24 protein-coding genes and 3 pseudogenes are annotated in these 26,702 nt (G+C 55.8%); 14 read left to right on the top strand and 13 right to left on the bottom strand.

What is annotated here, in order from left to right; all coding sequences use genetic code 11:
* Nucleotides 1-132: 132 nt before the first annotated feature.
* Nucleotides 133-1,335, bottom strand: a complete 1,203-nt coding sequence (locus tag ACSQ3H_RS03560; RefSeq protein ID WP_436115767.1) for an NAD-dependent formate dehydrogenase — start codon at nucleotides 1,333-1,335, stop codon at nucleotides 133-135.
* Between the two features lie 206 nt (nucleotides 1,336-1,541).
* Between ACSQ3H_RS03560 and ACSQ3H_RS03555 the strand changes: the two genes are divergently transcribed.
* Nucleotides 1,542-1,874, top strand: coding sequence for a hypothetical protein (locus ACSQ3H_RS03555; RefSeq protein ID WP_436119550.1), 333 nt, complete (start codon nucleotides 1,542-1,544; stop codon nucleotides 1,872-1,874).
* A 42-nt stretch (nucleotides 1,875-1,916) separates the two neighbouring features.
* Nucleotides 1,917-2,090 (top strand): annotated as a pseudogene (locus ACSQ3H_RS03550) (LysR family transcriptional regulator); the annotation flags it as partial.
* A 260-nt stretch (nucleotides 2,091-2,350) separates the two neighbouring features.
* On the opposite strand, the gene ACSQ3H_RS03545 reads toward ACSQ3H_RS03550, so the two are convergent.
* From ACSQ3H_RS03545 to ACSQ3H_RS03525, 5 genes are all read right to left on the bottom strand, one after another.
* Nucleotides 2,351-3,091, bottom strand: coding sequence for an aspartate/glutamate racemase family protein (locus ACSQ3H_RS03545; protein ID WP_436115766.1), 741 nt, complete (start codon nucleotides 3,089-3,091; stop codon nucleotides 2,351-2,353).
* A gap of 8 nt (nucleotides 3,092-3,099) precedes the next feature.
* Nucleotides 3,100-3,921, bottom strand: coding sequence for an ABC transporter permease (locus tag ACSQ3H_RS03540; protein ID WP_436115765.1), 822 nt, complete (start codon nucleotides 3,919-3,921; stop codon nucleotides 3,100-3,102).
* Between the two features lies 1 nt (nucleotide 3,922).
* A complete protein-coding gene (locus ACSQ3H_RS03535) occupies nucleotides 3,923-4,852 on the bottom strand; it encodes an ABC transporter permease (RefSeq protein ID WP_436119336.1) in 930 nt (309 codons plus the stop codon).
* A gap of 68 nt (nucleotides 4,853-4,920) precedes the next feature.
* Nucleotides 4,921-6,216, bottom strand: coding sequence for an ABC transporter substrate-binding protein (locus ACSQ3H_RS03530; RefSeq protein ID WP_436115764.1), 1,296 nt, complete (start codon nucleotides 6,214-6,216; stop codon nucleotides 4,921-4,923).
* A gap of 31 nt (nucleotides 6,217-6,247) precedes the next feature.
* Nucleotides 6,248-7,333 (bottom strand): ABC transporter ATP-binding protein, encoded by a 1,086-nt coding sequence (locus ACSQ3H_RS03525; protein WP_436115763.1) that lies wholly within the window; start codon nucleotides 7,331-7,333, stop codon nucleotides 6,248-6,250.
* A 261-nt stretch (nucleotides 7,334-7,594) separates the two neighbouring features.
* Here ACSQ3H_RS03525 and ACSQ3H_RS03520 point away from each other — a divergent pair, with 261 nt between their 5' ends.
* Complete coding sequence (locus ACSQ3H_RS03520; RefSeq protein WP_436115762.1) at nucleotides 7,595-8,305, top strand: GntR family transcriptional regulator; 711 nt, start codon at nucleotides 7,595-7,597, stop codon at nucleotides 8,303-8,305.
* Nucleotides 8,306-8,657: 352 nt separating this feature from the next.
* Nucleotides 8,658-9,698, top strand: a complete 1,041-nt coding sequence (locus ACSQ3H_RS03515) for a glutamine synthetase beta-grasp domain-containing protein (protein ID WP_436115761.1) — start codon at nucleotides 8,658-8,660, stop codon at nucleotides 9,696-9,698.
* 138 nt (nucleotides 9,699-9,836) lie between these two features.
* Here ACSQ3H_RS03515 and ACSQ3H_RS03510 read toward each other — a convergent pair whose 3' ends face one another.
* From ACSQ3H_RS03510 to ACSQ3H_RS03500, 3 genes are all read right to left on the bottom strand, one after another.
* Nucleotides 9,837-10,262 (bottom strand): DUF2147 domain-containing protein, encoded by a 426-nt coding sequence (locus tag ACSQ3H_RS03510; protein WP_436115760.1) that lies wholly within the window; start codon nucleotides 10,260-10,262, stop codon nucleotides 9,837-9,839.
* 207 nt (nucleotides 10,263-10,469) lie between these two features.
* Nucleotides 10,470-11,111: an alpha/beta hydrolase family protein gene (locus tag ACSQ3H_RS03505; protein ID WP_436115759.1), complete on the bottom strand. Its 642-nt coding sequence runs from the start codon at nucleotides 11,109-11,111 to the stop codon at nucleotides 10,470-10,472.
* A gap of 171 nt (nucleotides 11,112-11,282) precedes the next feature.
* Nucleotides 11,283-11,783: a hypothetical protein gene (locus tag ACSQ3H_RS03500; protein ID WP_436115758.1), complete on the bottom strand. Its 501-nt coding sequence runs from the start codon at nucleotides 11,781-11,783 to the stop codon at nucleotides 11,283-11,285.
* 265 nt (nucleotides 11,784-12,048) lie between these two features.
* On the opposite strand from ACSQ3H_RS03500, the gene ACSQ3H_RS03495 reads away from it, so the two are divergent.
* Both ACSQ3H_RS03495 and ACSQ3H_RS03490 read left to right on the top strand, forming a co-directional pair.
* Nucleotides 12,049-12,681 carry a CDP-alcohol phosphatidyltransferase family protein gene (locus tag ACSQ3H_RS03495; RefSeq protein ID WP_436115757.1) on the top strand — a complete coding sequence of 211 codons (633 nt, stop codon included), beginning with the start codon at nucleotides 12,049-12,051 and terminating at the stop codon, nucleotides 12,679-12,681.
* Nucleotides 12,682-12,754: 73 nt separating this feature from the next.
* Nucleotides 12,755-13,657 (top strand): helix-turn-helix transcriptional regulator, encoded by a 903-nt coding sequence (locus tag ACSQ3H_RS03490; RefSeq protein ID WP_436115756.1) that lies wholly within the window; start codon nucleotides 12,755-12,757, stop codon nucleotides 13,655-13,657.
* A gap of 52 nt (nucleotides 13,658-13,709) precedes the next feature.
* Here ACSQ3H_RS03490 and ACSQ3H_RS03485 read toward each other — a convergent pair.
* A pseudogene (locus ACSQ3H_RS03485) lies at nucleotides 13,710-15,060 on the bottom strand (MFS transporter).
* Nucleotides 15,061-15,323: 263 nt separating this feature from the next.
* On the opposite strand from ACSQ3H_RS03485, the gene ACSQ3H_RS03480 reads away from it, so the two are divergent.
* The 6 genes and pseudogenes from ACSQ3H_RS03480 (at nucleotide 15,324) to ACSQ3H_RS03455 (ending at nucleotide 21,236) form a co-directional block, all read left to right on the top strand.
* Nucleotides 15,324-16,679 (top strand): LLM class flavin-dependent oxidoreductase, encoded by a 1,356-nt coding sequence (locus ACSQ3H_RS03480; RefSeq protein WP_436115755.1) that lies wholly within the window; start codon nucleotides 15,324-15,326, stop codon nucleotides 16,677-16,679.
* A gap of 23 nt (nucleotides 16,680-16,702) precedes the next feature.
* A complete protein-coding gene (locus ACSQ3H_RS03475; protein ID WP_436115754.1) occupies nucleotides 16,703-17,593 on the top strand; it encodes an ABC transporter ATP-binding protein in 891 nt (296 codons plus the stop codon).
* Between the two features lies 1 nt (nucleotide 17,594).
* Complete coding sequence (locus tag ACSQ3H_RS03470; protein WP_436115753.1) at nucleotides 17,595-18,671, top strand: ABC transporter substrate-binding protein; 1,077 nt, start codon at nucleotides 17,595-17,597, stop codon at nucleotides 18,669-18,671.
* Nucleotides 18,672-18,706: 35 nt separating this feature from the next.
* Nucleotides 18,707-19,549 (top strand): ABC transporter permease, encoded by an 843-nt coding sequence (locus ACSQ3H_RS03465; RefSeq protein ID WP_436115752.1) that lies wholly within the window; start codon nucleotides 18,707-18,709, stop codon nucleotides 19,547-19,549.
* A complete protein-coding gene (locus ACSQ3H_RS03460; RefSeq protein WP_436115751.1) occupies nucleotides 19,549-20,337 on the top strand; it encodes an ABC transporter permease in 789 nt (262 codons plus the stop codon). The genes ACSQ3H_RS03465 and ACSQ3H_RS03460 overlap by 1 nt, the downstream gene beginning before the upstream one ends.
* Nucleotides 20,338-20,382: 45 nt before the next feature.
* A pseudogene (locus ACSQ3H_RS03455) lies at nucleotides 20,383-21,236 on the top strand (nitroreductase family protein).
* A 222-nt stretch (nucleotides 21,237-21,458) separates the two neighbouring features.
* Here the strand turns inward: ACSQ3H_RS03455 and ACSQ3H_RS03450 are convergent.
* Together ACSQ3H_RS03450 and ACSQ3H_RS03445 are read right to left on the bottom strand one after the other, a co-directional pair.
* Nucleotides 21,459-22,271 (bottom strand): aspartyl/asparaginyl beta-hydroxylase domain-containing protein, encoded by an 813-nt coding sequence (locus ACSQ3H_RS03450; protein ID WP_436115750.1) that lies wholly within the window; start codon nucleotides 22,269-22,271, stop codon nucleotides 21,459-21,461.
* Nucleotides 22,272-22,473: 202 nt separating this feature from the next.
* Nucleotides 22,474-23,469: an aldo/keto reductase gene (locus ACSQ3H_RS03445; protein ID WP_436115749.1), complete on the bottom strand. Its 996-nt coding sequence runs from the start codon at nucleotides 23,467-23,469 to the stop codon at nucleotides 22,474-22,476.
* A 98-nt stretch (nucleotides 23,470-23,567) separates the two neighbouring features.
* Here ACSQ3H_RS03445 and ACSQ3H_RS03440 point away from each other — a divergent pair, with 98 nt between their 5' ends.
* Entirely contained in the window at nucleotides 23,568-24,458 is an 891-nt protein-coding gene (locus tag ACSQ3H_RS03440; RefSeq protein ID WP_436115748.1) for a LysR family transcriptional regulator, read from the top strand.
* Between the two features lie 30 nt (nucleotides 24,459-24,488).
* A complete protein-coding gene (locus tag ACSQ3H_RS03435) occupies nucleotides 24,489-25,475 on the top strand; it encodes a Gfo/Idh/MocA family protein (protein ID WP_436119335.1) in 987 nt (328 codons plus the stop codon).
* Between the two features lies 1 nt (nucleotide 25,476).
* Here ACSQ3H_RS03435 and ACSQ3H_RS03430 read toward each other — a convergent pair whose 3' ends face one another.
* Nucleotides 25,477-26,649, bottom strand: a complete 1,173-nt coding sequence (locus ACSQ3H_RS03430) for a zinc metalloprotease HtpX (RefSeq protein WP_436115747.1) — start codon at nucleotides 26,647-26,649, stop codon at nucleotides 25,477-25,479.
* Nucleotides 26,650-26,702 lie beyond the last annotated feature (53 nt).

The following is a 26,702-nucleotide window of genomic DNA, read 5'->3' as shown; positions in this document are numbered from 1 at the left end:
TTTGAAATAAAAATAATTACGGCCAAAACATTATTCAAGAGGTTGCACCAAGGGGCGCCCTATTGCCGAGGGTATATCCTTGCACGTCATTGTGATGCGCAGACTTCGCAACAAGACCCAGTCAGCTGAAGATCATTTGTTCTTGAAGCGCGCTGCTTCTTCAGATCCACCCGTCGCATCGCCGGCGCTGTAGGAGTGCGCGCCTGAACCTGCGAGCTTCCCACGGTCGACGATCAGATACTCTTCGCGAATAGGCCGGCCTTCGAACCAGCATTCAAGAATTTCTCGTGTTCCAGCCGCGTAGCGTGCCTGGGCCGACAACGACGTTCCGGAGATGTGCGGCGTCATTCCGTGATGGGGCATAGTCCGCCACGGGTGATCTTTTGGTGCGGGCTGCGGGAACCAGACATCCCCCGCATAGCCCGCCAGCTGGCCGCTTTCCAGTGCTCTGGCAACAGCGTCGCGATCGCAAATCTTGCCGCGGGCAGTATTCACCAGATAGGCGCCGCGTTTCATCTTCGAGAGCATTTTCTCGTTGAACAGGTTTTCCGTTTCCGGATGAAGCGGGCAGTTAATGGTCACGACATCGCAAACCTTTATCATGTCCTCGACAGTGTCATGCCATGTCACGTTAAGCTCCGTTTCGACGGCGTCCGGAAGCCGGTGCCGGTCATGATAGTGAAGATGCATGTCAAAGGGCTTGAGACGGCGCAGCACAGCCAGACCGATACGCCCGGCCGCGACCGTTCCGACGTGCATCCCCTCGACGTCATAGGAGCGGGCGACACAATCAGCGATGTTCCAGCCGCCTTTGACCACCCATTGATAGGAGGGAATGTAGTTTCTAACCAATCCGAGGATCATCATGACAACGTGTTCGGAGACACTGATGGAATTGCAATAGGTGACTTCCGCGACGGTAATGCCGCGGTCGATCGCGGCCTGAAGATCGACGTGGTCCGATCCGATTCCCGCCGTGAGCGCCAATTTGAGCTTCGGTGCCTTGGCAATGCGCTCTGCAGTTAAATAGGCTGGCCAGAATGGCTGCGAGATGACGATTTCAGCGTCATGCAGTTCCTTCTCGAACACTGAGTCCGGACCATCTTTGTCGGAGGTGACGACAAACGTGTGGCCAAGCGATTCAAGATATTTTCGCAGACCCAGCTCACCCGAAACGCTGCCGAGCAACGTTCCGGGTTGAAAGTCGGTGGCCTCCGGTGAAGGGAGCGTCTGGCCGCCAGGATAGTGGTCTATTTTTGGAAGGCCGTCGCGCGCATAGGATTTTGGATATCCGTCGACCGGATCGTCATAAAGAACACAGATTATTTTGGCCATGGTCGTTTCCTTTCCGATGCCGGACAATAAAAAACACACCTGACAAAGCCTGTGGCAAAGCCAGTTACATGGATCGTCAGAGGTGAGCGAGAGGTTCTCAGATCGAGCCCGAGAGACCCCGGCTCCTTATGTTTCCTCGTTCGGAGGTTGCCGCATTCCGCAGGCTGGTCTCACCGAACGTTGGAATTCTCTCACGATAGGCGGATGTGTTCAAATCACTTCGTAAATCGAAGGAGGGGCGGCTTCAGCGGTTGGCCCGAAGCAATGCAGAACTGGTCGAAATCGCCGTGGAGATGAGCGCGCGCCACGGACGCCGTGCCGCAACGTGTAACGAGGCGCGCGCAAACTACGGCGAGGGTTTCTTCTTCGAGATCGTCGAGCGCAAAGGCTATAAGGGTTATGGCGCCCCCAATGCCATCTTTCGCATCGCAGCCCAAAAACGCTATACCAGTCCACAAGGCATGCCAAAAAAGCGCAAGGAAAATACACCCCCATCGGCGTTTTCAAAGGAACGGCTATGGGTAGCTATTTACCAGTAAAATAAAAACGGAAGCTCTTGCGTCAATTGCGGGCCTTTCGCCTGTCTGCCGGAGCGAAGCTGCCAGACAGCCTTGGCGGAACACGAACTCGTTCGCGTTTTGCCGGATTGGACAGCCGGCACTGTAACAACATCCATTTTGACCACCCATCGGCGCGGACAGCTTCCCAGTGTGCGCGCAGTTGTTGAATTTTTAGCCAAGGGCCTTCGGAAATGATGGCGTGACATTGTGATGTAGGTCGCCCCGGCGACCTGCGTCAATCAGTGCATTGTAAAGCATCAAGGCTACTCCTACATCAGGGGTAGTCAACGCGGTTCTCCTCCCATTTTGCCGCGTTGGCTGTTCCCCTCTGGAGGTTTTTGACCTTCACAATTAGGCCGGGCTTTTTAGTCCGGCTCTTTTTTTGGCGTTGGGTGCGTCTGCTCCAGTTCTAATTGAGCTGGCGCGGGTAAACACCGGCCTCTAGGTCACTCAAGCTACATAAACGCCTTGGGTGCAAAACTTGCCATCAGGCCCTGATATGGTTTCGACAGAGGTGTAGCGTAAGCGCCGCGCTTGCTGGTGGTCAGGCCCAAGCATATAAGGCTCTCTGCAAGTTTCACAGCCGCACTCACCCCATCGATCACTGGAACGCCATACTCGGCCTGCAGGTCACGTGCGAGATCTGCCATGCCGGCGCAGCCCAGGACAATTGCTTCCGCACCGTCTTCCGCGAGGGCCTTTTCGATCTCGGTGCGCAGTTTTAGGACTGCGTCAGAGGTTGGATCATCAAGTGAAAGCACCGGAATATTGGCGGCACGCACCGTCGCGCGGTCCGCCATGCCGTAGCGGTAAACCAAGCCCTTCACCGGTGTAATCGATCTCTCGAGCGTAGTGACAACCGAGAAACGCTGGGCAACGAGAGCAGCGGTAGCGACCGCGGCTTCGCAAATACCCAGAACCGGAATCGACGCCATCGCGCGCGCGGCATCGAGGCCCGTATCATCGAAGCAGGCGATGATTGCAGCCTGCGCACCTGCTGTCTGTCCTTCTGCAATTTCCATCAGGAGCCCGGGAACAGCGAAGACTTCATCATAATAACCTTCGATAGAAACCGGCCCCATCTTCGATGTCTTGGCGATGATCTCGGTTGCTGGCGCGGCGACAAATTGTGCGGCAGCTTCGATCGTCTCTGTCATGCTCGCCGTGGTATTGGGATTGACAACCAGAATGCGCATTGAGGATCTCATATTATACGGGCGCGCCGGCGGCCAACCAATACGATAGCTGCCAATGCCACAATAATGACGAGGAACGAAAATCCTGTCGTCACAGTACCCAGAGCGTAGAGCACTGGTGTCGTGACGTTGGTTGTCATGCCATAAATCTCGAGTGGCAGCGTGTTGAAAGTGCCGGACGTCATCAGGGTTCGCGCGAATTCATCATAGGAGAGAGTGAAGCCAAAGAGACCGACGCCAATGAGACTTGGAGCGATCATGGGCAGGACGACATAACGAAACGTCTGCCACGATGTGGCACCCAGATCGCGGGCGGCTTCCTCGTAAGCAGGCGAGAAACGATTGAACACCGCAAACATGATGAGAACGCCAAAGGGGAGGGTCCAGGTGAGATGCGCACCGAGGCCGGAAGAATACCATGCGGGGCGAATGCCGAGCACTTGAAAGAACAGACCTATGCCGAGACTAATCAGAATCGACGGTACGACGAGACTTGAAATCGCCAGATAGAACAGAAAAGTGGAGCCCTTGAACTTGCGGCGGAACGCAAGGCCCGCCAGCAGTGAAACGACCACAGTGATTGTCGTGGTCATCAGCCCGAGGATCATCGAGCGACGGAACGAGCCCCCGAAATCGCCGACAGCCTGCTGCTCGAAGAGATTCACGAACCAATGTACGGAACTGCCGTTCATCGGGAAAGTGAGGCCGCCTGATGGACCCTGAAACGACAGGATGAAAATTGTCGAGAGCGGACCATAGAGGAACAGCACAAACAGCGTGAAGAAGAACGCCAGGATATAAAATTCGCGGGAGCGTTTCTCGGTGTGCATGTCAAAGCTCCTTGCGAATATCGACGACGCGCAGGATGGCGGCGACAATCAGCAGAACGACGATCAGCAGGATCACCGCATTGGCCGCAGCCGCCGGATATTGCAGCAGAGAAATCTGGTTCGCCATCATCAAGCCGACCGAGGCGCTTTGACCGCCCGACATGAAACGAACGGTGATGAAATCGCCCATGACAAGGGTCACAACGAATATCGACCCGATCGCGATGCCGGGCTTTGCCAGCGGAATGATGACGTTTGTGAGGATCTGGAAACCGGATGCTCCCGCGTCGCGCGCAGCTTCGATCAGCGAACGATCGATGCGCATTAGCGTGTTGAAGATCGGGGTGACCATGAACAGGGTGTAGAGGTGTACCATGGCGAGGACGACGGCGAACTCGGAAAACAGCAGGAATTCCAGTGGTTTCGGAACGATGCCAAGCTCGATTAGCGATGAGTTGATCAGGCCGTTGCGGCCGAGGAACGGCACCCACGAGATCATTCGAATTATATTCGAGGTTAGGAACGGCACGGTGCAGACGAGGAAAAGCACCATCTGCATGGTTACCGAGCGGATATGGAACGCCAGGAAATAGGCGACCCAGAAGCCAATGACCATCGTCAGCACCCAGACAATGACGGTGAATTTGATCGTGTTGAGATAGGTTTTCCAGGTCACCCATGAGCCAAGGGTTTCCGTATAGTTGAAGGTGACAAAATCTGGATAAATCCGGACGCTGTCATAATCCCAAAAGCTGACCATTCCGATGGTGAGGATGGGAAGCAACAGGAATACGCCGAGAAGGACCGCGAGCGGAGTTGCCTGAAGATAGGCTGTAAGACGCGATCCGCCGTCGCGACGGATCTTGTGGGATACGTTCGGTTGCACGGTTGTGCCTTCCGAAACTGCAGTCGCGCTGTCCGTTGCGATCATGGCCACGTCGATATCCCTTTTGGCAGAAGTTTGGCCGCCCTTCGAAAAGGGCAGCCAATTTATCCTGATCAGGCGGCGATGAATTCGTTCCACTTGCGGACCATGTAGCGGTCCTCGTCCATGACGGAGTTCCAGCAGGCGACCGCACCCATGCGGGCCTCGAACGCACCGCCGTCACGCACAGCGCCGGCCTTTTCCATGACCTTGCCATCCGGCGCGACGATATCGCCGGTCGCCGCTTTGCCTTCCATCCAATAACCCCATTCGTCGGCGGTCATGAATTTCTTGGCAGTTTCCGGCGCCGCGGAATAATAGCCCTGACGGTTGAGATAAGCGCCTACCCAGCCGGAGAGATACCAGTTGATGTATTCATAGGCGGCATCGAGCTCGATACCACTCAGATGTTTGGCAAGGCCGAGACCACCACCCCAGGCGCGATACCCTTCCTTCAGCGGTTGATACTTGCAGGCGATGCCCTTGGAGCGCACGGCAGCTACCGCTGGCGACCACATCGACTGGATGACAACTTCACCCGATGCCATCAGGTTTACACTTTCATCGAACGTCTTCCAGAACGAACGGAACTGGCCATCGCCCTTGGCCTTGATCAGGAATGCGACTGTCTTGTCGATTTCTTCCTTGGTCATATTGCCTTTGTCGCCATATTTGACCACTCCCATGGCTTCGCAGATCATCGCTGCGTCCATGATACCGATCGACGGAATGTTGATGATCGACGCTTTGCCTTTATAGGCAGGGTCCATGATGTCTGCCCAAGTCGTGATATCGCGGCCGACAAGGTCCGGACGGATGCCGAGTGTGTCGGCATTATAAATCGTCGGGATGAGCGTCAGCCAGTTGGTCGGGGCGGAAGCAAACTTGACCGAATCGGCACTTTCGACGAAGCCGACCGTGTGCGGTGCGGTGCCTTGGGCGATCTTGCTTTCCGGCGTCAGCTTGCCTGTGATGAAGAGTGGGGCGATCTTGTCGAAATACTTCATTTTCGACACGTCCATCGGTTGCATCACGCCCGCGGGAAATACCTTCTTGGCGATCCAGTATTCGATGTCGGCAATGTCGTAGCTGTCCGGCTGCGTTACGGCACGCTGCGTGACCGCATCGGAATCGAGTGCCGTCATCTGCAGCGTAAAGCCGAGATCCTCCTTCACCTTGTTCGCGACGTCGTTGAGATTGGAAACCCCGGTGCCGAACTGCCGCAGTGTTACATTCTTGATATTCTGCGCCCAGATGGTCGGAAAGCCAGTGATCGCGCCCGAACCGGCCGCAAGACCAGCCGCCGCGGCGCCCGTCTTTAGAAACGTACGACGGCTCACGCCTGGTCTGTGTTTGGTTGTGTCTGTCATGATCAATTCCCCTTGTTGTTGATTTGTTTGTTCAAGAGTCGAGACGGCCGAGAATAATGGCGTCATTGGTGTCCCAAGCGAGTGGGATGGCATCGCCCACTGAGACGGGCTTATCAAAGAAGGCCTGATCGCTAACGATCACGGTGAAATCATCGATCCCTGCGCCAGCGACCGAAAGTTTCACCGATGAGCCGCGATATTCGAGATTGGAGATTATCCCGGTGAAGCCGAAACCTGGAGCTGGCGTATCACTGATGCGAACGCGGTCAGTGCGGATAGCGATGTCGATTGGCGCGCCGACTTCGGCGCTCCCGGCGGCGCTCAATGAAATTCCGCCAGGAAGTTCGAAAGCAACGAGTTTGGACTTATTTGTCGTAACGCGGCCGGAAATCACGTTGTGATCACCCATGAAACGCGCAACGAATGCTGTCGCCGGGCGCTCGAACACGTCGCGTGGATGCGCGGCCTGTTCAATTTTCCCGTCGTTCATAACGACGATCAGATCGGCAAGTGCCATAGCCTCTTCCTGGCTGTGGGTCACATGCACGAATGAAATGCCTAAGCTGGTCTGGAGTTTCTTCAGTTCCGCGCGCATGCGTATCTTGAGGAAAGGGTCGAGTGCCGAGAGCGGCTCGTCGAGCAGAAGCGCTTCCGGATCGGTGATCAATGCACGCGCAAGTGCGACGCGCTGCTGCTGGCCACCGGAAAGTTGCGCAGGACGCCGCTTTGCATAGCCGTCCATTTGCATGAGCTTGAGCATTTCGAGCGCCTTGGCACGGCGCTGTTCCTTGTCGACGCCCTTCATCTTCAGGCTGAAACCGACATTGTCGATCAAGTCGAGATGCGGGAACAGCGCATAGGACTGGAACATCATCGCCGTTCCACGCTTCGCCGGTGGGAAATCGGTAACAACAGTGTTGCCGAGGCGAATGTCGCCGCTTGAGATTGTCTCATGCCCGGCAATCATGCGGAGGGTCGATGTCTTGCCGCATCCGGATGGGCCCAGAAGACAGCAATAGGTCCCCGCTGGTATCTTGAGGCTGATTGTGTCCACGGCCGTCGTGGTGCCGTATATTTTCGAAACTGAAACAATATCGATTTCGGCGGCTTTGTTCATGCAGCTTTCCCCTTCTGCTTGAAAAGAGCTCTGCATATATCGTGCCAGTTGGCGCAGGCCGCGCTAAGTTACTGGAATGGTTCGATCAACGGTTGTGAGTTGGTTTACGTAAATTTCTCGATCAGTGGTGCGATGCACAAAATCAACTCATGTTTTCAATCTGCGCCCAAATTGTATGCAATCAACGGCATGATGATGTGCAATATACTGGATGTTCTTATGGGCAAATCAGGTTACAAGAGGCAATCACAGGCTGGAATTATGGAGTCATTGAACACCTTGCTTGCTACAGACGATGCGCAGAGCGACAAAGCGCGCGCTATCCGAGATGCGCTCTATGCGGCAATTGTCGAGCGACGGCTTGCGCCTGGCGCAAAGCTGGTCGAGGCGGAAGTCAGCGAGTTGTTCAATGTCAGCCGGACTATTGTCCGTGCATCACTGCAGATGCTGGCTTTCGAAGGGCTGGTACGACTCGAGCGCAATCGAGGGGCATGGGTATCCTATCCCACACCGGAAGAGGCCCGGCAAATCTTTGACGCACGGCGTATGATCGAACCCGGGATCGCTGCACGGGCGGCAGAGCGCATGACCGATACGGTCATTGGAATGTTCAGGGAACATCTTGCTCAAGAGGAATTGCTGCTTGCTCAGAGAGGTGCCGTTGCGCGCCGTGCCGCTATCAAAGCTTCCGGAGACTACCACCTCTTGATTGCGTCGGTTGCCGGCAATCAGGTTCTCGAACGTTTCATGCGTGAATTGGTGGCGCGTTCCTCATTGGTCATCGCGCTTTATGGACAATCTGGCGCATCGAGTTGCGCGCGAACTGAACACCAGGAAATTCTTGATGCTCTCGTTCACCGCGACGGCAAGAAGACTGCCAAGGCAATCCTTCAACATATAACGCATATCGAGGAGGATCTGGACTACAGCAGCATAGGCAACACCCAGCTGAAAAACATTCTGGACATGTGACCGTGCCCACTCCGGCTTTCCAGTGCCCAAATAAAATTCACCGTGACACTTTTTAATGCGGGTCGTTCACCACTGACATAGAGGAGTGCGGTGCATTCCTCCGGCTCCTTGTTGTTTATTGGCTAAGCTTTTCGATAATTCGTGTGGCTTGGGTGATTTAAGGCCCCCTCCAGCCTGTCATCGATCGTTCCAATCTTGCCATTTTGCTTCCTGCTGCCGTAACCCGTGTAAAAAATTCGAGAAATGGCCCGAATTGGCATAAAAAATGCTTCGTCGTCTGATGGTGCAAGCTGGCGGTACCCGATCTGTGGAATCCTCTGGATCGCTGCCCCATCAGACAAGGAAGGTAAAAATGACAAAATATAAGCTCGAGTATATTTGGTTGGACGGGTACACGCCGGTGCCAAATCTTCGTGGAAAAACACAGGTCAAGGAATTCGACAGCTTTCCCGCTCTTGAGGATTTGCCGATGTGGGGATTTGATGGCAGCTCAACGATGCAAGCAGAGGGCAGAAGCTCGGATTGCGTTTTGAAGCCAGTAGCCATTTATCCTGATAGCGAACGCAAAAATGGTGCTCTTGTCATGTGCGAAGTCATGATGCCGGATGGCGTCACTCCGCATCCTTCAAACAAGCGCGCGTCCATCCTTGATGATGAGAATGCATGGTTCGGATTCGAACAGGAATACTTCTTCTATAAAAATGGCCGTCCACTCGGTTTCCCGGAAGCCGGATATCCTGCGCCACAGGGGCCATACTACACGGGCGTTGGCTACAGCAGCGTCGGAGATATTGCCCGCAAGATCGTCGAAGAGCATCTTGATATTTGTCTCGCAGCCGGCCTCAACCACGAAGGTATCAACGCTGAAGTGGCTAAAGGCCAATGGGAGTTTCAGATTTTCGGAAAGGGCTCCAGAAAAGCTGCCGATGAGATCTGGTTGGCCCGCTATCTATTGCAGCGTTTGACCGAAAAATATGGCATTGACGTCGAGTATCATTGCAAGCCGCTCGGGGATACCGATTGGAATGGCTCCGGTATGCACGCTAATTTCTCCACACAGTATATGCGGGAAGTAGGCGGCAAAGAGTATTTTGAGCAGTTGATGAGTGCCTTCCAAAGTGCAACAGCCGATCATATCGCTGTTTATGGCCCCGACAACCATTTGCGCCTGACTGGCAAGCACGAAACGCAATCCATACATACCTTTAGCTACGGTGTGGCGGATCGAGGCGCATCTATCCGAGTACCCCATAGCTTTGTAAACAACGGTTACCGCGGTTACCTCGAAGATCGCCGGCCGAATTCACAAGGCGACCCTTACCAGATAGCCTCCCAAATTCTCAAGACAATCGCATCCGTTCCTGTCGAAAGCGACATCTCGGTCGCCGCTTGAACGCACAGTTGTGGCAAGGGCTTGTTGTCTTTGCCACAACTGACACACTGCGCGCCGTCACCACTGCATGTCAGACATCTGGAAAAGCGAACTATGTCATCCGCGAGAACGGGCTATCCGATGGTCTCAGAGGTACACTCAGTGAGTGGTTGCTGTCTCACGACGCCAAATTGAAGCTTTACAGATAAGACCGCCCAGGACGCAGCCTGAGAGTTCAACACTCTGATCGGAAAATTTTGCCTTGCCCGCATAGGTCTTGCCGCTGTCTGTATCGTAGAGAGAGCCCGAGTACGTTCCAGGGCCGGTTGACTTCAGGGTGACTGCCTGAAGACCCACCACCGGACGGTCGTGTTTGGAGGCGTCGGGATTATTAACGTCATTGACCGGATTTTTCATCCAAACGATCGTCCCGCAAATGCCAGCCTCACACTCGCTTAATCGGACCTTCGTGCCCCCAGACTCGTTGACGTAAGTTCCAGTAATTTCTGGTTCTTGCGCAATAGCCGCAGTCGTCAGCGTTCCTGCTAAAAGAAGAGAGAAAATAACTTTTTGAATACTGAACAATTCGTATCTCCGTGATGCATTGTGGTTGCCGATCCCTACGCCATGTATGCGTTTAGCTTCAACTCGTTGGAATCAATACAGTTGGAATTGGTCAGGAATAGGGACAAAGGAAGTTTCATGTCTTACGGACATGCTTCCAGATGTGTGACGCGGCGTTCGATAGAAAAGCGGGATTTAGCTGAAGTGCTTGCTCAATGAGCCGCACAATCAGCGTGCCAACTGACCTGCCCATGTCGTGACCGCCTTGGCCACGGTCCTTAAATGATCGGCAGCCGTGAAACCAGATATGCTCTTGCGGGGCTTGAGGTCGTGATCGCCATCTTCAAGCCAGAGAAGTTCGATCCTGTCTGAGAGTGTATAACCCGGGACTTCGTCTCGGGTGCCGAACTCGTCGCGTGTGCCCTGGCAAATCAATGTGGGCGTCATCAGCCCGGCGAGATGCTTCGTACGAAGCTGCTCCGGCTTGTCGGGTGGATGAAACGGGTAGCCAAGGCAAAGAAGCCCGGCGACTTTCCCGGCCGAATGGAGATCGTCGGCGACCATGCTGGCGATCCGTCCCCCCATCGACTTGCCACCAATGATCAGCGGACCTGTTGCGCCGAGTTCGGCGACCGCCGCCATGTACTCCGGGTTGAGTGTTTCGGCGCGGGGCGCTGGTTTGCGTATCCCTGATGTGCGCCGGGCCGCCATATAGCCGAACTCGAAACGAACAACCCGGAAGCCCGCCGTGCCGAAAACCTTCGCGGTCGCTTCCATCGACACTGAATCCATTGGCGCGCCGGCGCCGTGAGCAAGAAGTATCGTGATCGGGGCATCGCTCGCTCCGTTGAACAGAAATTTTTCACGCATTTCAGCCTGCCATTCTTTGGAAGAGCCGGGATCGGCGAATTGAATGTACCGTGCGGGTCAACGCGAGATCGATATCCCGGCGGTCATTCAGCATGAAGTATATTTCCCCACTGGGTGCACCCGCTTATACAAAGAGGACCCTCTCGAGAATACGGGATCGTTGCATCGTGCTCAATTGCGTAGCAGGTTTATCTCGCTTGTAACCACTGAATTGCCGGATTGAGGATCAACATCGGTCGTGGTCAACATCATGCCGTTATCGCCAACTTTTTGTAGAGTTATCTGCGCACTGCGATCGCCATTTACATTTTTGGCCCAGCGAATACCGAGATAAATAGCATTGCCGCGCCGGCTTCCAGCGAGGCGAGCTACGCCGGTACCCGCTCCAGTGTAGGAGCCGATGTATTTGCCGCCAGTCGATTTCAGGTTGACGCCAAGAGCGCGGGAGATAACGATCAAACCGGTACAATTGCCCTCGAGTGTCAATGATGAACGCGTGGTAGACGAGTCGAACGCGCAGGAAACCGTCATCGCCGGTGAATTGGTCCGCACCCTGACAGCGCCTTTGCCTGCCCACTTTCCCTCGAGTGATTGGAGGAACGCGGCTTCATCGGCGCGTGCAACACCCGTAACCGCCAGAGCCAAAACCAGTCCCGCAAGAATTTGCATCATATCGACATCTTCCAAGAGCTTGAGCAAAACCGTTCTGAGGCTGCAGCAACGTCTCAACGCACCACGCCAAATGTGGTTCCGCTTATGGATAACGCATGGACTCCGCTGTCACGAAGCGGCGTGATCGGTATTTTACGACTGGGAGCGCGTTAACGCGGTAAAATACCGGCATCCACTTTCATTTTCGAACGTGGAAAGGCAATCTCGGAACCGATTAGGTTGGCGCCAACTTGGCATCCAACAAGTTTTCATATGGGGAAAGCAGATGAGTAAATTAGAGGAGGATGTCGCGCGCCGTCCGATTTCCAGCCGGTCGTCTTCCTGGGCAATCAGGCTCAGCATGTATCTGACTCAGGCCGGCGTAACCGCGAACAGCATTTCGTTGCTTTCGATTGTGTTTGCGATTGTTGGTGGCGCTCTCATCGCGTTTGTGGCGCATCCGATCGCTTGGCTCTGCGCTGCTGTGTGCGTGCAGATGAGGCTTACCTGCAATCTCCTGGACGGCATGGTGGCGATCGAAGGCGGGAAGAAAACACCGAGCGGAGCTCTCTACAACGAATTTCCCGACCGGATCTGCGATAGCCTGTTTCTTGTTCCTGTCGGATATGCGGTGGGATTTCCTTGGCTCGGCTGGCTATGCGCCTTGCTCGCCGCTTTGACCGCCTATGTCAGAGTCTTCGGCGGATCGTTGGGATTGGCTCAGGATTTCAGCGGCATAATGGCGAAGCAACGCCGCATGGCGATTCTCACGGCGGGTCTCGTGGCGCAAAGTATGGAAGCGCCCTTTTTTGGGAGCCACTGGTCGCTCCTTGTCACATTGGCAATCATAACAATTGGTAGCTTTGCTACCTGCATTACCCGGACAATTACGCTTTCCCGCAGTTTGGCGCGATTATAGCGATGCACTATTCCCTTGGCGTTTCCCGTCCAAATGTGATGGAGTGAGCACCTGCACAAAAGTCAGGCTCCCTATGACGCGATCGCTGCGCAACCTCGAAATCGAACTCACCGAGTTGATCTATGCATCTCTTGCAGGCGAGTCGAAATGGCAAGATTTTCTGGCCAGGCTTGCCTCTGTCAGTCCGGAGGGCAAGGCAACGCTGTTTTTTCACGACGCATCCTGCTCAAGAGGATCTTTTGCCCTGTCGGCCGGATTTAGCGATGATCAGGTTAACCGCTATAATGGACACTATTCGGCGCTAAATCCTTGGATGCACAAAGCGTCGTCGAGGCCAGTCGGTCTTGGCGTGGTGGCTGACCAGATGCTGGACCGCCGCTCACTTCTGCAAACGGAATTCTACAACGACTTTCTTGTACCGATGGGGACCCAATCCGCCGTTGGAGTCACCGTTGTCCGTGACGACTCTCGCCTGCTTCTGTTGAGTATTTTGACGGAAGAGGCAGACGCTAGGCGAAACCGCCCGATAGCAGACTTGCTTACCCGGCTCACGGTGCAACTTCAGCGTGCTTTCGTTCATTTACGAAATGCACCCGTAAGCGATGAGTTTGCTGAGGTAGGCAAGGGGATGGGAACCTCAAATCAGACTGGTTTCATTATTATCGGCGAGGGACCGGTCCTGAAGGCCATGTCGGCCGCGGCTGAGAAACTGATTGAATCGGGATGCGGGATCTCCAGATCGCCGACAGGCAAACTAAGATTCAAACTGCCGGAAGCAGATAGCATTCTGGCAGCCATGCTTGGTCGATTTTATGAAGGAAATTCGTACGCGAACTGCGCAGACAACGATGTCAAGCTTACATTCATGCGGCTGCAAAAGGATGAGTTTCTCTCCTTTGTCGAAGGTCCGACAGTGGTGTTGCTGCTTGAGCCAATCACCTTGAGGTCGAAGCAACTTATACGAGCAGATACCTAAGGTTGCTGGCCGGCCTCAATCGAACATTCAAATGCCGCCACAAAAAGCGCCATTAGGCCTCGATGTCGACGTCCTTGGTCTCCTTGCCGAGGAGCAGCGCAATCAAGGTAAGCACTGCCATCGCCGACAGGTAAAAGCCGACCCAGAACGGACTCCCACCCCCGATGCGCCATAAGGCAATGGCGACGAAAGGAGCGACTGCGGCGCCGAGTATCGAGGAAACGTTATACGAGATACCCGACCCGGTATAGCGCACATTGGCGGGAAACAGTTCGGGAAGCAGGGCGCCCATCGGGCCGAACGTCATTCCCATCAAAGTAAAGCCCAGGATAAGCCAGGCCATTACCCCGATGGTGCCAAAGGAAAGCATGGGAACCCAGATCAGTCCAAAAACAATGATGGCGAGCGTGACCCAGATGAGGGTTTTGCGGCGGCCCCACCGATCGGCCCATGGGCCGGAGACCAAGGTGAATATGCCGAAAAAGACCACGCCAACAATCATCATCAGCACGAAGGTCGTGTAATCATAACCAAGGCCAGCAACGGGGCCAGTGGTGGCTGCGCGGCCATAGCTGAGCGAGAACGTGGTCATCAGATAGAACAGCACGTAAGTCGCAAGCATATAGAAGGTGCCCAGAATGAGCTGCTTCCAATGGGTCTTGAACGCGGAAATCAGAGGCACCTTTTTGATCTGGCCGGAATTCACGGTCTTTTCGAACGCGGTGCTTTCAACGAGGTGAAGCCGGACCCACAGCCCGACGACCACCATGACGGCGGAGAACAGGAAGGGAATACGCCATCCCCAGTTGAGAAACGCTGCGGACGGCCGTGAAGGATCGTCTGAGGGCAACATGGCAGCAATGGCAAGGAACAAGCCATTGGCGATGATGAATCCCGATTGGCGCACCGAGCTGGGGAAAGGTGCCGAAGATGGCGCGCTTGCCGGGAGGCGCGTTCTCGGTCGCCACGAGAGCAGCACCACTCCACTCTCCCCCAAGCGCGAAGCCCTGTGCCAGACGCAACACCACCAGCAGGGCTGGAGCAAGCCAACCGACCGTGGCAAACGTTGGCAACACCCCAATGAGGAACGTTGCAATGCCCATGGTGAGGAGTGCGCCGACGAGAGTAATCTTGCGCCCTCGCTTGTCCCCGAGATGACCGAAGAAAATCGCTCCGAGTGGTCGCGCGACCATTGCCGCTCCGAAAATGGCGAACGATGAGAGCAGGGCGGTAGTCTCGTTGCCAGGCGGAAAGAACAGATGCGGAAAGACGAGGACCGCTGCGGTCGCATACACGTAGAAGTCGTAGAACTCGATTGTGGTACCGATCAGACTCGCGAGAACGACGCGGGAACGCGGGTTGGCGGGCCGGTTGCTCGATAGCGTCGCTGCGATTGTCGACATTCAATATACTCCGCGATTGTCCATACCGGCGGCCCAGACGATTTTCCCGAAGTCGAGCTGGTGTGAGCGACAGTGCCGTGCCGGGACTCGGTTGAGTCTGCGTTCCCTTACAGATTGCATTCCAACAGTTCAAGTTCCTAAGGGAGCTCGGACCTGCGCAAACAAGAAAACCTGAATCAATAGAATTTAAAGAATACCATTTCTGTCGAGATTAAAAATTGGCGCTTAGGCTTCCCGGCGAACAGTCATCGGGAACCTCGATCATGAGCAAGCGCACAGGCCAGTTGAAACTCGGAGCATTTCTCTATCCGACCGGACATCACATTGCTGCGTGGCGCCACCCGCAGGCCCAAGCCGACGCCGGATCGAATTTCGCTCACTACGCCGAGCTGGCGCGCATCGTCGAAGCGACGAAATTCGATTTGATCTTCATGGCCGATGGCGTCGGCACCCGTGGAACCGATACCGAAGCACTCAGCCGCACGGCCATCCGCTATGTGGCGCAGTTCGAACCGCTGACGCTTCTTTCGGCTCTTGCCGCACTGACCGAGCGCGTTGGCTTCGTCGCCACGGCATCGACAACATATAACGAGCCCTATCACATCGCCCGCAAATTCGCTTCGCTCGACCATATCAGCGGAGGGCGCGCTGGCTGGAATCTCGTGACTTCAGCCAGTGAAGATGAGGCGCACAATTTCAATCGCGATCATCACGTCGCCCATGCTGAGCGCTACGAGCGGGCCGAAGAATTTGCCGATGTTGTTCGTGGGCTGTGGGATACATGGGAGGAAGATGCGTTTTTGCGCGATAAAGAAAGCGGCATTTTCTACGACCCGTCCAAACAACATCTTCTCAATCATCGCGGCAAGCATTTCAAGGTGCGGGGGCCCCTCAACGTCTCGCGATCACCCCAAGGCCATCCTGTGATTGTGCAGGCGGGATCGTCGGAACCCGGCAAAGATCTGGCAGCTCGTACCGCCGAAGTCATATTTACCGCGCATCAGAACATCGAGGATGCCCGTGCCTTCTACAGCGATGTGAAGGACAGGCTCGCTCGTTTTGGCCGCTCACCGGATGATCTGAAGATCATGCCCGGCATTTTCCCGGTTATCGGCAAGACCGAGTCGGAAGCCCAGGAAAAATTCGAACAGATACAGGAACTGATCCACCCGGCGGTTGGTCTTTCCTTGCTCAATGGTATGGCGGGAGACGTTGATTTGTCGAAATATCCGCTGGATGGACCACTGCCGGAAGTCACCGAAACCAATGGCAGCAAGAGCCGTCAAAAGCTGATGGTCGATCTGGCGCGTCGCGAAAACCTGACCATTCGTCAGCTTTACCTGCGAGTCGCCGGTGCGCGGGGACATTGGCAGATTGTTGGCACCCCGACGCAAATCGTCGATCAGATGGAGGAGTGGTTCACTACGGGCGCGGCTGATGGCTTCAACGTCATGCCGCCGCATCTGCCTGTGGGCCTTACAGATTTTGTCGAGCATATTGTACCGGAACTCCGCCGCCGTGGCCTGTTCCGCACGGAATATGAAGGCCGCACATTGCGAAGCCATTTAGGCCTGCACGAGCCGCAACACCCGGCGCAATCGGCCATTGCTGCTGAATAAACTCATTCCAACGAGGAGCAATCATGCCAAGCCTTGCGCATGTGAAAATCAACAATGTCAGTCGGCGTTTCCAGGTCAATGGAAATACGATTACGGCACTCGATAATGTGAGTCTCGATATTGCCGCGGGCGAGTTTGTCACCATTGTCGGAGCCAGCGGTTGCGGCAAGTCGACATTACTGCGCCTTGGCGCGGGTCTCGATGTGCAGCACGACGGCACTATCGAACACGACGGGGCACAGGTCACCGGTCCCAGCCTTGATCGCGGTATCGTGTTTCAGGAGCCGCGCTTGTTTCCATGGTTGACGGTCGAGCGCAACGTTGCACTCGGCCTCGAAAACGCACTCTTTTCGAAAGCGGAAAAACGCGAACTCGTTGCAAAACAGATCGCGTTGGTAGGCTTGACCGGCTTTGAGAAAGCCTACCCGCATCAACTTTCCGGTGGCATGGCACAGCGCGCCGGGATTGCGCGCGGTCTGGTGAACCGCCCTGATGTCCTCTTTCTCGATGAACCTTTCGGCGCTTTGGACGCCATCACCAAGGCTCGCCTTCAGGGGGAATTGCAGGATATCTGGGCCAAGGAGCAGATTACCATGGTGCTCGTCACGCATGACGTCGATGAAGCGGTCTATCTTGGCGACCGCGTCGTGATCATGTCACCGCGTCCGGGGCGGATCAGGGAAGTCGTCGCTGTGGACCTGCCGCATCCGCGCGAGCGAACTTCGGCGCAACTCGCCAATATTCGAAACCACGTACTCGATATTCTCAACAGCACGACGGGTGACGATCAGCCGAAGTCCCCGATCAAACGGCCAACGGCAAAAGAACGTCCGACTCCCAAGCCAAACCCAGTCCATGCCGCCTTACGCGCAAAACCCGCCAGCCGGCCCCTCTACTCATCGACGGAGATTTGACATGAGCCTATCCCAATTCACCCGGAGAGCGGTCATCGCCGCATTCGCCTTTTCTGCGTTGGCGTTTCCGGCTAGTGCCGAGGAACCCCTGACCATCAACGTGGGTTATGCCGCCATCGGCCTCGATAGCCGTCCTTATTCGGAAGGCACTTCCGCGGCAACTGCGAGAGCGGGCGAGTATCTTGAAAAAGAATTTGCTGGCGATCCGAATATCAAGATCGAGTGGTTTTTCTTCAAGGGCGCAGGTCCAGCCGTCAACGAGGCCTTTGCCAATGATCAGCTCGATTTCGCCTATCAGGGCGATTTGCCGTCTCTGATTGGCCGCGCCAATGGCTTGAAAACCAAATACCTTCTGGCTAGTGGTGCACGCAAGCCTCTTTATCTGGCGGTCGCAAAGGATTCCGGGATCAAATCAGTCGCAGATCTGAAAGGCAAGAAAGTTGCTTATCAGCGCGGCACCAATGGGCATTTGGCAGCGATCAAGATCCTGGAGGCCAATGGCCTGACCGAGAAGGATCTCCAGGTCATCAACCTTGACAGCGCAGGAACGGTCGCGGCGCTGACGAGTCAGGACATCGATGCGGCATTTGGCGATACGGCGCTGATCAATCTCGCTGACAAAGGTAATGCCAAGGTGATCTATACCACGAAGGGTGATGATCCGCGCTTTGGCCGCAATGCCGGTATCGTGGCCCGAGAGGACTTCATCGAAAAACACCCGGAGACCACCCAGCGTGTTGTCGATGCGTTTGTGAAGGCAGCACAGTGGTCATCGGATGAGCAGAACCGGTCAGCATTGTTCGAGCTGTGGCACAAGTCAGGTACGCCGGTCCCAATCCTGGAAGAATATTTCAGGAACGACAAACTGGCATACCGCAATTCGCCGCTTATCGATGATCTGCTCGTCTCGCAGTATCAGGAGCAAGGCGTAAAAGCCAAGGAGTTTGGCCTGATCCGCCGCGACGTCAGTACAGATGGCTGGTTCGAGCCGAAATATCTCAATACTTCGCTGCAAAAACTCGGGCTGCAGAATTTCTGGCAGGCCTATGGCGCAAACGGTAAGCCACTGGGCTCGTAGTCCAGGCACGCTGAGCAAGTCTGGCGGTCCATCGCATGAGCATCGTATCCAACAGCATTTCCATTGCGCCCGCGTCAGCGAACCGCCGGGACAAGGCACAATGGAAGACGGTCAGAAGGGGACTGCGCCGTTTCGCCATCGCGTTGATTCTGCCGGTTTGCCTGCTTCTTGCCTGGTGGATTGCATCAGATCAAGGCTGGTTGCCGGAGCAGATATTGCCGTCCCCAGCCTATGTCTACTCCACGGCGGTGGAGATGATCAGCTCCGGCGAAATCTTCTATCATGCCGGCGTCAGCTTGCGCCGTGTGGTGATCGGATTTCTGTTTGGCGCGGTCGCCGGTCTGGCGCTCGGTATGGGAATGGGGTTGTCACAACGGGTCGATGACTATGTGAGACCACTCTTTCTTGCTTTTGCCCAGATACCAACGCTTGGCTGGATTCCCTTGCTCATGCTGATCTTCGGTATTGGCGAAACTTTGAAGATCATTGTCATCGCCAAGGGAGCACTCGTTCCTATGGCAATGAATACGGCCGCCGGCATACGTTCGGTTCCAGCCAATTTCGTTGAAGTCGGTCATGCCCTGCGTTTCAGCCGTTGGCAGACCTTGCGTCTGATCGTGCTGCCCGGCGCGGCACCCTCTATTTTTACCGGTATCCGCTATGGCCTTACACATTCCTGGACCGCGCTCGTCGGCGTCGAGTTGCTCGCGTCCTCGGAGGGACTCGGCTACCTGCTGGTCTGGGGTAGACAGATGTTCTGGCTCGACGTTGTCATGGTGGCGATGATCGCTATCGGTATTATCGGCTTCGTGATGGACAAGGCTCTCGATATGTCCGAGATCTCCATGCAACGCTGGAAGCACGAGCAGGGCAATTGATGTCACTCGTGGCGACCTTCCAAACGAGACGAGCGGTCAAGATCCGGCGCGGTCTGACCATTCCCGTGTTGCTGTTGGTTGTTTGGGAAGTGTCGAGCCGCACCGGTCTGGTCGACCCTCGGTTTCTGCCGTCTCTGGAAGACGTGTTTTTGACCGCAAAGCGTGAGTTGATCGACAACGATCTCATCGGTGAACTCGGCGTCAGCCTGTTTCGCAATGTGGCTGGTTTCCTGATTGGCTCGGCAATCGGGATAGCCTTCGCAACGCTGCTGGGGTTGTCGCGCACTGCAGACATGTTGATCACGCCGACCTTCAACAGCCTCAAGCAGATATCATTGTTGGCCTGGATTCCGCTGATATCGATCTGGTTCGGTTTCGGCGAACAGGCAAAGATCGTTTTCGTTGCCATTGCAGCCTTCATCCCGGTCGTGCTTAATACCTATGAGGGTATGCGCAATACGCCGCGTGACCTCATTGACGTCGGGCAGGCATTGAGGTTCACTCCACTGCAACGCATCACCCGTATTTTTCTTCCCGCAGCCTTGCCGTCGATTGCGACTGGGGTCCATCTCGGCCTGATCTATTCCTGGCTGGCGACTGTTGGGGCGGAATATTTTCTAGCGGTGGGCAGAGGCGTGGGTGGATTGATCATTGCGGGCCGCGAACGTTTCGATATGGCGCTGGTCATGGTAGGGGTGATCATTCTCGGTCTGGTCGGTTTTACGCTAAACAGACTTGCTGCAACCGCTGAAGCCCATCTTCTTCGCTGGCGGGTCAGCGCGCATTGAACATCCGGCCTGGCCGCAAACAGGAAATTCGATAGATGTCCACACTTGCCAGCGACAGCCTCGATACATCAGAACAACCTGACTGATCGTATCGGTCTTTTGTTGCAGCAACGTTATGGCACGCAACAGGACTTGGCGGGCCCGCTCCCGGTGACAACGGTAATCGAAACACTCCTCGCACATCGAAGCGTACGGTTTTATCTGCCGCAATCGGTTCCGGCGACAGCGGTGGAGCTTGCGATCTCTGCAGCGCAGTCCGCGCCGAGTTCGTCCAATCTCCAGGCGTGGAGCGTATTGGCAGTTGAAGACGACGACCGCAAAGCGCGGATCAACGCCGTCGCGGGAAATCAAAAGCAGATCGATCAGGCTCCGTTGCTTCTGGTCTGGTTGGCTGACCTGTCCCGCTTGAGAGGCATAACCAATACGCGAGGGTCCCCGGCCGAGGGACTGGACTATTTGGAGAGCTTTCTTCTCGCCATTATCGATGCCACGCTTGCCGCGCAAAATGCCGTCATGGCCTTTGAATCGCTTGGGTTAGGAACTTGCTATATCGGTGCACTGCGAAACAATCCAATGGCCGTCGCGAAGGAGCTGGCGCTTCCGACGGAGATCCGGTCTTCGGCCTGACGGTTGGCTATCCGGACCCCGCGATCAGAACAGATATCAAACCGCGTCTGCCACGATCAAAGGTCTTTCACCGCGAACAATACGAAGCCAATTCGGACAGCGGGGACTTCAGCGGCTATAATCAGGTCTTGCGTGCTTTTCAGAAATTACAGCTTATGCCGGCAATCGATTGGACGGAACAAATGAGCCGACGGATCGGCACGAAAGAAGCGCTGAAAAACCGCCATGCGTTGTCGAGCGTAGTTAAAGCCCTCGGTTTTCAGATCAAATAGGGTTGTTCGAGCTTTGAGGTGTCCTGCGACGGTATGCCTGACAGCGTTCTCGTTCAAGTTTCGCAGTACATTTCCGTATAAGCCTTCGGGGCAGGAACGGGCAGGTCACCGACGGAAAATCATATTGTAAACGTCGTGCCGGCGCTTGGCAGTGTGTCCACCGCGGCGCCGACAATCATGATGGGATGATTCCCATGGAACGAAGCCGTCACCTGACCACTGTTACTTCTGGATAACCTTCCAGTTTTTGTAAAAGATCGAGTTGCTGCCTTTTAGAATCACGCCCATGAACGACACCACGGCGGCGAACAGCCCAGGTAAATAGGACGGACGAAGGATATCGACGAACAGGCAGTAGCGCGTCTGATCGGTCTGGTTGACCGACTGGTGCATCAGCGTGTCGTCGAAGATGAACAGCTTATCGTCTTTCCAGTAACTCGTTGTATCACCGCACCAGATATAGGCTGTGCGATCATTCATGTCGTTGATGTTGTAGAGCACGCGGATTGTCGCCCGGACCGGGCCAAAATGTTTCGATGTCGAGTTCTTCTTGTTGAAGACCGACACACCGATCGTCTTCACGAAATTGTACTTTTCATAGAAAGACGGCACATTGGCGAAGCTCGGCTGGTCTTTCCCGTACCATTTGAAGAAGAACATGCTGCGCGCCTGCTGTTCCGCACGTGCCTGCAGCTGGCCGACGATGTTTTCCTTTTGCGTTGCCGTGATCAGCCGCTTTACCTCGGCCTGATAATCGGCGGGAAGGTCCTGCAGCTTGTAGACGCCCTTGTTGACATAGGGCAGAGACAGGATGTCGAGGAGAATGTTGAGCGGCGACAAGACCCAGGTGAACATGCCGTTGCCGAAGAAATATTGCTCGATGACGTCACGGTTCAAATTCTTGTTGCGCGATAAATCATAGAGGCCGCAGATCAGATAGAAAATCACCAGATAAGGGACAAAATAGGCGATGGCGCCTAAAAGAACCAATCCGACAGACCAACGCCGAAGGGACTTTTTCGTTGCTTTTTCCATGGTATTCCAGGTTTGGCGCCAGCGATGAAAGACGGGTGGCGCGGCTTGTTGAGACAAATCGATCTTGCGCGATATAGAGCCGCCGGAGATTTTTTAAAAGTGGTCCGCGACGGTCAGGAATAGGCCTCACGTCAATTCGTCTGTCAAGGGCATGAAAAAGGGCAGCTTGTTCAGCTGCCCTTTTTCATTGTTGAACCCCGTATCAGCCGTTCACAAGAGCCAGTGCCGCATCCGTATAACGCTTGCCCGCGACCTGCGTCGGCGAAAGTGCATCGCCAATCTTGGTGAGATCAGCGATAGACAGGGAAATTTCGGCCGCCGCGACATTCTCTTCGAGATGCTTGATCTTGCGCGCGCCGGGGATCGGCACAATGAAATCGCCCTGATGCAGCACCCAGGCGAGCGCGAGCTGAGCTGGCGTCACACTCTTGTCTGCGGCGAGGCCCTTCAACGTTGCGATCAGCACAGCGTTGGCATCCATGTTCTCGGCCTGGAAGCGCGGCAGCGTCTTGCGCCAATCATCGGCACCGAGTTCGTCCGGCTTGTTGATCGTGCCGGTGAGAAGACCGCGGCCGAGCGGGCTATACGGCACGAAGCCAATGCCAAGCTCGCGGCAGACCGCAAAGACATCATCCTCCGGCTCACGGCTCCATAGCGAATATTCGCTCTGGACGGCGGCGATCGGATGCACCTTGTGCGCGCGGCGGATGGTGGCGGCGCTGGCCTCGGAGAGGCCAAGAGCCTTCACCTTGCCCTGCTTGACGAGGTCAGCCATGGCCCCCACCGTATCCTCGATCGGGACATTCGGATCGACGCGGTGCTGGTAGAACAGGTCGATCTGCTCGATGCCGAGGCGTCCAAGCGACGATTCCGCCACCGCCTTCAGATGTTCTGGACGGCTGTCGACGCCGACCATCCGCGACGGGCCTTCGCCTTCGTCGGCAATCTTGAAGCCAAACTTGGTGGCAATCACCACTTTGTCGCGCCGGCCTTTCATGGCCTTGCCAACAAGAATCTCATTGTCGAACGGCCCATAGACTTCCGCCGTGTCGAAGAAGGTGACGCCAATATCCACCGCGCGATGCAGGGTGCGGATCGCATCGGCCTCATCCTGTCCGCCATAGGCGAAAGTCATGCCCATGCAACCAAGGCCCACAGCCGAGACGCTAAGTTCCGTTCCGAGTCTACGTTTTTCCATCACTGATCTCCTTCTGGTGTGGCCAACGGAAGATAAGGGTGGAAACGTTGTTCGATAACTGGCTTAAACTTTCACAGCTTGTTCTATATGATAGATCAATGGATCGATCCCGGCTTCCGCAATTGGCAATTTTTGCCACCGTCGCTGCCTGTGGCGGTTTCCGAGGCGCGGCCAAGGAACTCGGCATTGCACCATCGGCCGTCAGCCACGCCATTTCGAGCTTGGAGCAGAGCCTCGGCGTTCGGTTGCTCGCCCGCACGACACGCAGCGTCACGGTCACCGAGGAAGGCGCGCTGCTGCTCAAGCGACTTCGCCCTGCGCTTGGCGAGATCGACCTGGCACTGGATGCGGTGAAAGAGGCGAACAATCGCATCGCCGGCAATCTGCGCTTGAGTGTTCCGCCCTTTGCCGCCCACTGGCTGCTTGCACCGCGCATAGCAGCCTTCAGCGAGGTCTATCCGGGCGTGACGCTCGAGTTGCGCGTCGAGGAGCCGTTCAACGATATCGTCGCGGCAGGCGTCGATGCCGGCATGCGGCTTGGCGAAAGCCTTGAGCCGGATATGATCGCCGTTCGCATGAGCGATGCGATCAGTGCCAGCATCGTTGCCGCGCCGAGCTATTTCGAAAGCCATGCCGTGCCGCTGCATCCGCGCGATCTTCTCGATCATCTCTGCATCCGCCGCCGCTTTTCCAGTGGCCAGGTCTATCGCTGGGAATTCGAGAAAGACGGCGAGGAAATTGTCCTTGATGTAAATGGGCCGCTTATTCTTGGCGATGACCGGCTGGTGGTCGAAGCGGCTCTTGGCGGCGCGGGAGTGGCATTCCTGCTGCAATACATGGCGCCGGAAGCCATAGCTCAAGGCAAACTTCGCCGCGTGCTTGAGGATTGGTGCGCGCCGTTTCCCGGCGTCTACCTGTATTATCCCAGCCGCCGCCAGATGCGTCCGGCCCTGCGCGCCTTCATTGATTTCTTCAAATTTACGACCTAGGTTGCCCGGCGACGCAAAGGAGAAGTCATGATGTTTCGCTGGGGTGTTCTATCGACGGCAAAAATCGGGGTCACGGCGGTTATTCCCGCTATTTGCAACGCGGAAAATTCCGTTCTGTCCGGCATCGCCAGCCGCGACCTGTCGAAGGCCCGCGCCGTGGCGACACGTTTTGGCGCGCCGCATGCCTTCGGATCCTACGAGGCGATGCTCGCGTCGAAGGATATTGACGGCGTCTACATCCCGCTACCAACCTCGCAGCATGTCGAGTGGTCGTTGAAGGCTGCGGAAGCCGGCAAGCATGTCCTGTGCGAAAAGCCGATTTCCCTGCATGCCAGCGAGATCGCTGCCCTGCAGCGCGCCCGCGATACCAATGGCGTGCTGATTTCGGAAGCCTTCATGGTGACGTATCATCCGCAATGGCTGAAGGTTCGCGAACTGATCGCGAAAGGCGCCATCGGCCGTCTCCGTCAGGTACAGGCAGCCTTCACCTATTTCAACAAGGATGCCACCAATATGCGCAACCAGCTGTCGCTGGGTGGCGGCGCTCTGCCTGATATCGGCGTCTATCCGACAGTGGCGACACGTTTCGTCACCGGCAAGGAACCGGTCCGCGTTCTGGCGACTGTCGAGCGCGACCCGGATTTCGGTACCGATCGCTATGCCAGCGTACGCGCCGATTTCGAAGATTTCGAATTGACCTTCTATGTCGCGACGCAGCTGGCCGCACACCAGTCGATCGCATTCCATGGCGACAAGGGCTACATCGAGGTCCTCGCGCCGTTCAACACAGGCAAATACGACCACGCCAAGATCACCTTGCATGACGCAAACCATGCGACCGCGACGGAGTACAACTTCGGCAATGTGGACCATTACTGCCTGCAAGTGGAAGCCTTTACCCGTGCCGCGCAAGGCGAGGATGTCCCGGTGTTTAAGCTGGAGGATTCGGTCCTCAATCAGAAGTTGATCGACGCTGTTTACCGTGCGGACGAGAGCGGCAAGTGGGAAACGGTCTGAATTACCAATAAACCCCACCCCGAGCCACATGAACCCGCGGCTCGCCGTCGGGCGTATAAAGGCTCTGGGCACAGGCCTCGCATTCCGCTGCGTTGCCGGGCACCACAGGGTGTGTTGCCTGTGTATTGATCAGGGACAGGATTTCCAAATTGTTGGAGTTCCAGCGCCCATATTGCTGGCCAATCTGGGGTACGGACCTTGGCCGTGTGCGGATATGGTCCTGCGGCTTTAGCTCCAGATCGGCAAGAATATCGCCGCGAGCCACCATGTCACAGGCCTCTTTCAGCGCATGGAGCCGCGCCACCCGGGCCTCGGTCAAGGGGTGCGTGCGCAGGATCGAAGGGTCGGGAATGCGTCCGCCCGGCAGGATGAGATTTTCCCAGATCCTGCCTTGGGCCTTTTCCAGTTTTGTCAGGGCATCGGCCAGTCCATCGGGATCGCCGGTAAGCATCGCCGCACCAAGATCGGCATCGAATTCGCGGGTGCGTGACAGCGCCATCTGCAACAGTCCGCCTATCGTCGGCGCAAACAAAAGCACCATAACACCAAGCCACGGGATCTGCGTCGCCGATCCGCTGGCCATCCAGGTGATGTTGAACAGCAACGAGACGATACCGATCGTCGACATCAGCGAAGTGAAGCGCGACACCGTATCGGCCAATGCCATCACCTTGAGGTCCTCGTTATGAATATGGCTGATTTCATGCGCCAGAACGCCTGTGAGTTCTCGCGCTGTCAGCGCCCGGATCAGCTGGTCGGTAACGGCGACGATGGAATTATCTTTCCGTCCCACGGCGAAAGCATTCATCATGCGCGAGGGAATGACATGTAGCTTCGGCGGCTTTGGCAGGTCGGCGCGGCGCGCAAGTTCCTCGACAATCGCCAGTCCTTGCGGGAATTCGGCGCGCGTCACAGGCCTTGCCTTATACATGGTCAGCACCATTTGAGGACTTATGCGCCTGATGGCATAAAGGCTGATCCCGCCAAAGACGAAGGCGTAAATGATGCCGGCAGGCCCTGCCAGGGTCCAGGCGCAGGCAATGAGCAAGAGCAGGCTTCCGGCCAGCAGCAGCCACGTGTGCAGCCTGTTGATCAGCCGGCTCCGGCGGTGTCCAGGCAAGGGGAGGTGGATCGCATTGTCGGTCATAGGCGATATATGGGGCGAAAAACTCATTTTGCCGAGTCTTTTAAGGTGATTATGCATGCAAATGCTGCAGCTTCTGACTT

It is taken from the genome of Phyllobacterium sp. LjRoot231 (assembly GCF_964253365.1).
Taxonomy (GTDB): domain Bacteria; phylum Pseudomonadota; class Alphaproteobacteria; order Rhizobiales; family Rhizobiaceae; genus Phyllobacterium.
The sequence above is the reverse complement of the archived record's forward strand: the minus strand, read 5'-3'. Positions and strand labels throughout refer to the sequence as shown.

Coding starts and splice junctions, on each gene's coding strand:
- ACSQ3H_RS03560 (WP_436115767.1), bottom strand. CDS start 1,335: ATGGCCAAAATAATCTGTGTTCTTTATGACGATCCGGTCGACGGATAT.
- ACSQ3H_RS03545 (WP_436115766.1), bottom strand. CDS start 3,091: ATGCGCATTCTGGTTGTCAATCCCAATACCACGGCGAGCATGACAGAG.
- ACSQ3H_RS03540 (WP_436115765.1), bottom strand. CDS start 3,921: ATGCACACCGAGAAACGCTCCCGCGAATTTTATATCCTGGCGTTCTTC.
- ACSQ3H_RS03535 (WP_436119336.1), bottom strand. CDS start 4,852: ATGATCGCAACGGACAGCGCGACTGCAGTTTCGGAAGGCACAACCGTG.
- ACSQ3H_RS03530 (WP_436115764.1), bottom strand. CDS start 6,216: ATGACAGACACAACCAAACACAGACCAGGCGTGAGCCGTCGTACGTTT.
- ACSQ3H_RS03525 (WP_436115763.1), bottom strand. CDS start 7,333: ATGAACAAAGCCGCCGAAATCGATATTGTTTCAGTTTCGAAAATATAC.
- ACSQ3H_RS03520 (WP_436115762.1), top strand. CDS start 7,595: ATGGAGTCATTGAACACCTTGCTTGCTACAGACGATGCGCAGAGCGAC.
- ACSQ3H_RS03515 (WP_436115761.1), top strand. CDS start 8,658: ATGACAAAATATAAGCTCGAGTATATTTGGTTGGACGGGTACACGCCG.
- ACSQ3H_RS03505 (WP_436115759.1), bottom strand. CDS start 11,111: ATGCGTGAAAAATTTCTGTTCAACGGAGCGAGCGATGCCCCGATCACG.
- ACSQ3H_RS03500 (WP_436115758.1), bottom strand. CDS start 11,783: ATGATGCAAATTCTTGCGGGACTGGTTTTGGCTCTGGCGGTTACGGGT.
- ACSQ3H_RS03495 (WP_436115757.1), top strand. CDS start 12,049: ATGAGTAAATTAGAGGAGGATGTCGCGCGCCGTCCGATTTCCAGCCGG.
- ACSQ3H_RS03490 (WP_436115756.1), top strand. CDS start 12,755: ATGACGCGATCGCTGCGCAACCTCGAAATCGAACTCACCGAGTTGATC.
- ACSQ3H_RS03480 (WP_436115755.1), top strand. CDS start 15,324: ATGAGCAAGCGCACAGGCCAGTTGAAACTCGGAGCATTTCTCTATCCG.
- ACSQ3H_RS03475 (WP_436115754.1), top strand. CDS start 16,703: ATGCCAAGCCTTGCGCATGTGAAAATCAACAATGTCAGTCGGCGTTTC.
- ACSQ3H_RS03470 (WP_436115753.1), top strand. CDS start 17,595: ATGAGCCTATCCCAATTCACCCGGAGAGCGGTCATCGCCGCATTCGCC.
- ACSQ3H_RS03465 (WP_436115752.1), top strand. CDS start 18,707: ATGAGCATCGTATCCAACAGCATTTCCATTGCGCCCGCGTCAGCGAAC.
- ACSQ3H_RS03460 (WP_436115751.1), top strand. CDS start 19,549: ATGTCACTCGTGGCGACCTTCCAAACGAGACGAGCGGTCAAGATCCGG.
- ACSQ3H_RS03450 (WP_436115750.1), bottom strand. CDS start 22,271: ATGGAAAAAGCAACGAAAAAGTCCCTTCGGCGTTGGTCTGTCGGATTG.
- ACSQ3H_RS03445 (WP_436115749.1), bottom strand. CDS start 23,469: ATGGAAAAACGTAGACTCGGAACGGAACTTAGCGTCTCGGCTGTGGGC.
- ACSQ3H_RS03440 (WP_436115748.1), top strand. CDS start 23,568: ATGGATCGATCCCGGCTTCCGCAATTGGCAATTTTTGCCACCGTCGCT.
- ACSQ3H_RS03435 (WP_436119335.1), top strand. CDS start 24,489: ATGTTTCGCTGGGGTGTTCTATCGACGGCAAAAATCGGGGTCACGGCG.
- ACSQ3H_RS03430 (WP_436115747.1), bottom strand. CDS start 26,649: ATGAGTTTTTCGCCCCATATATCGCCTATGACCGACAATGCGATCCAC.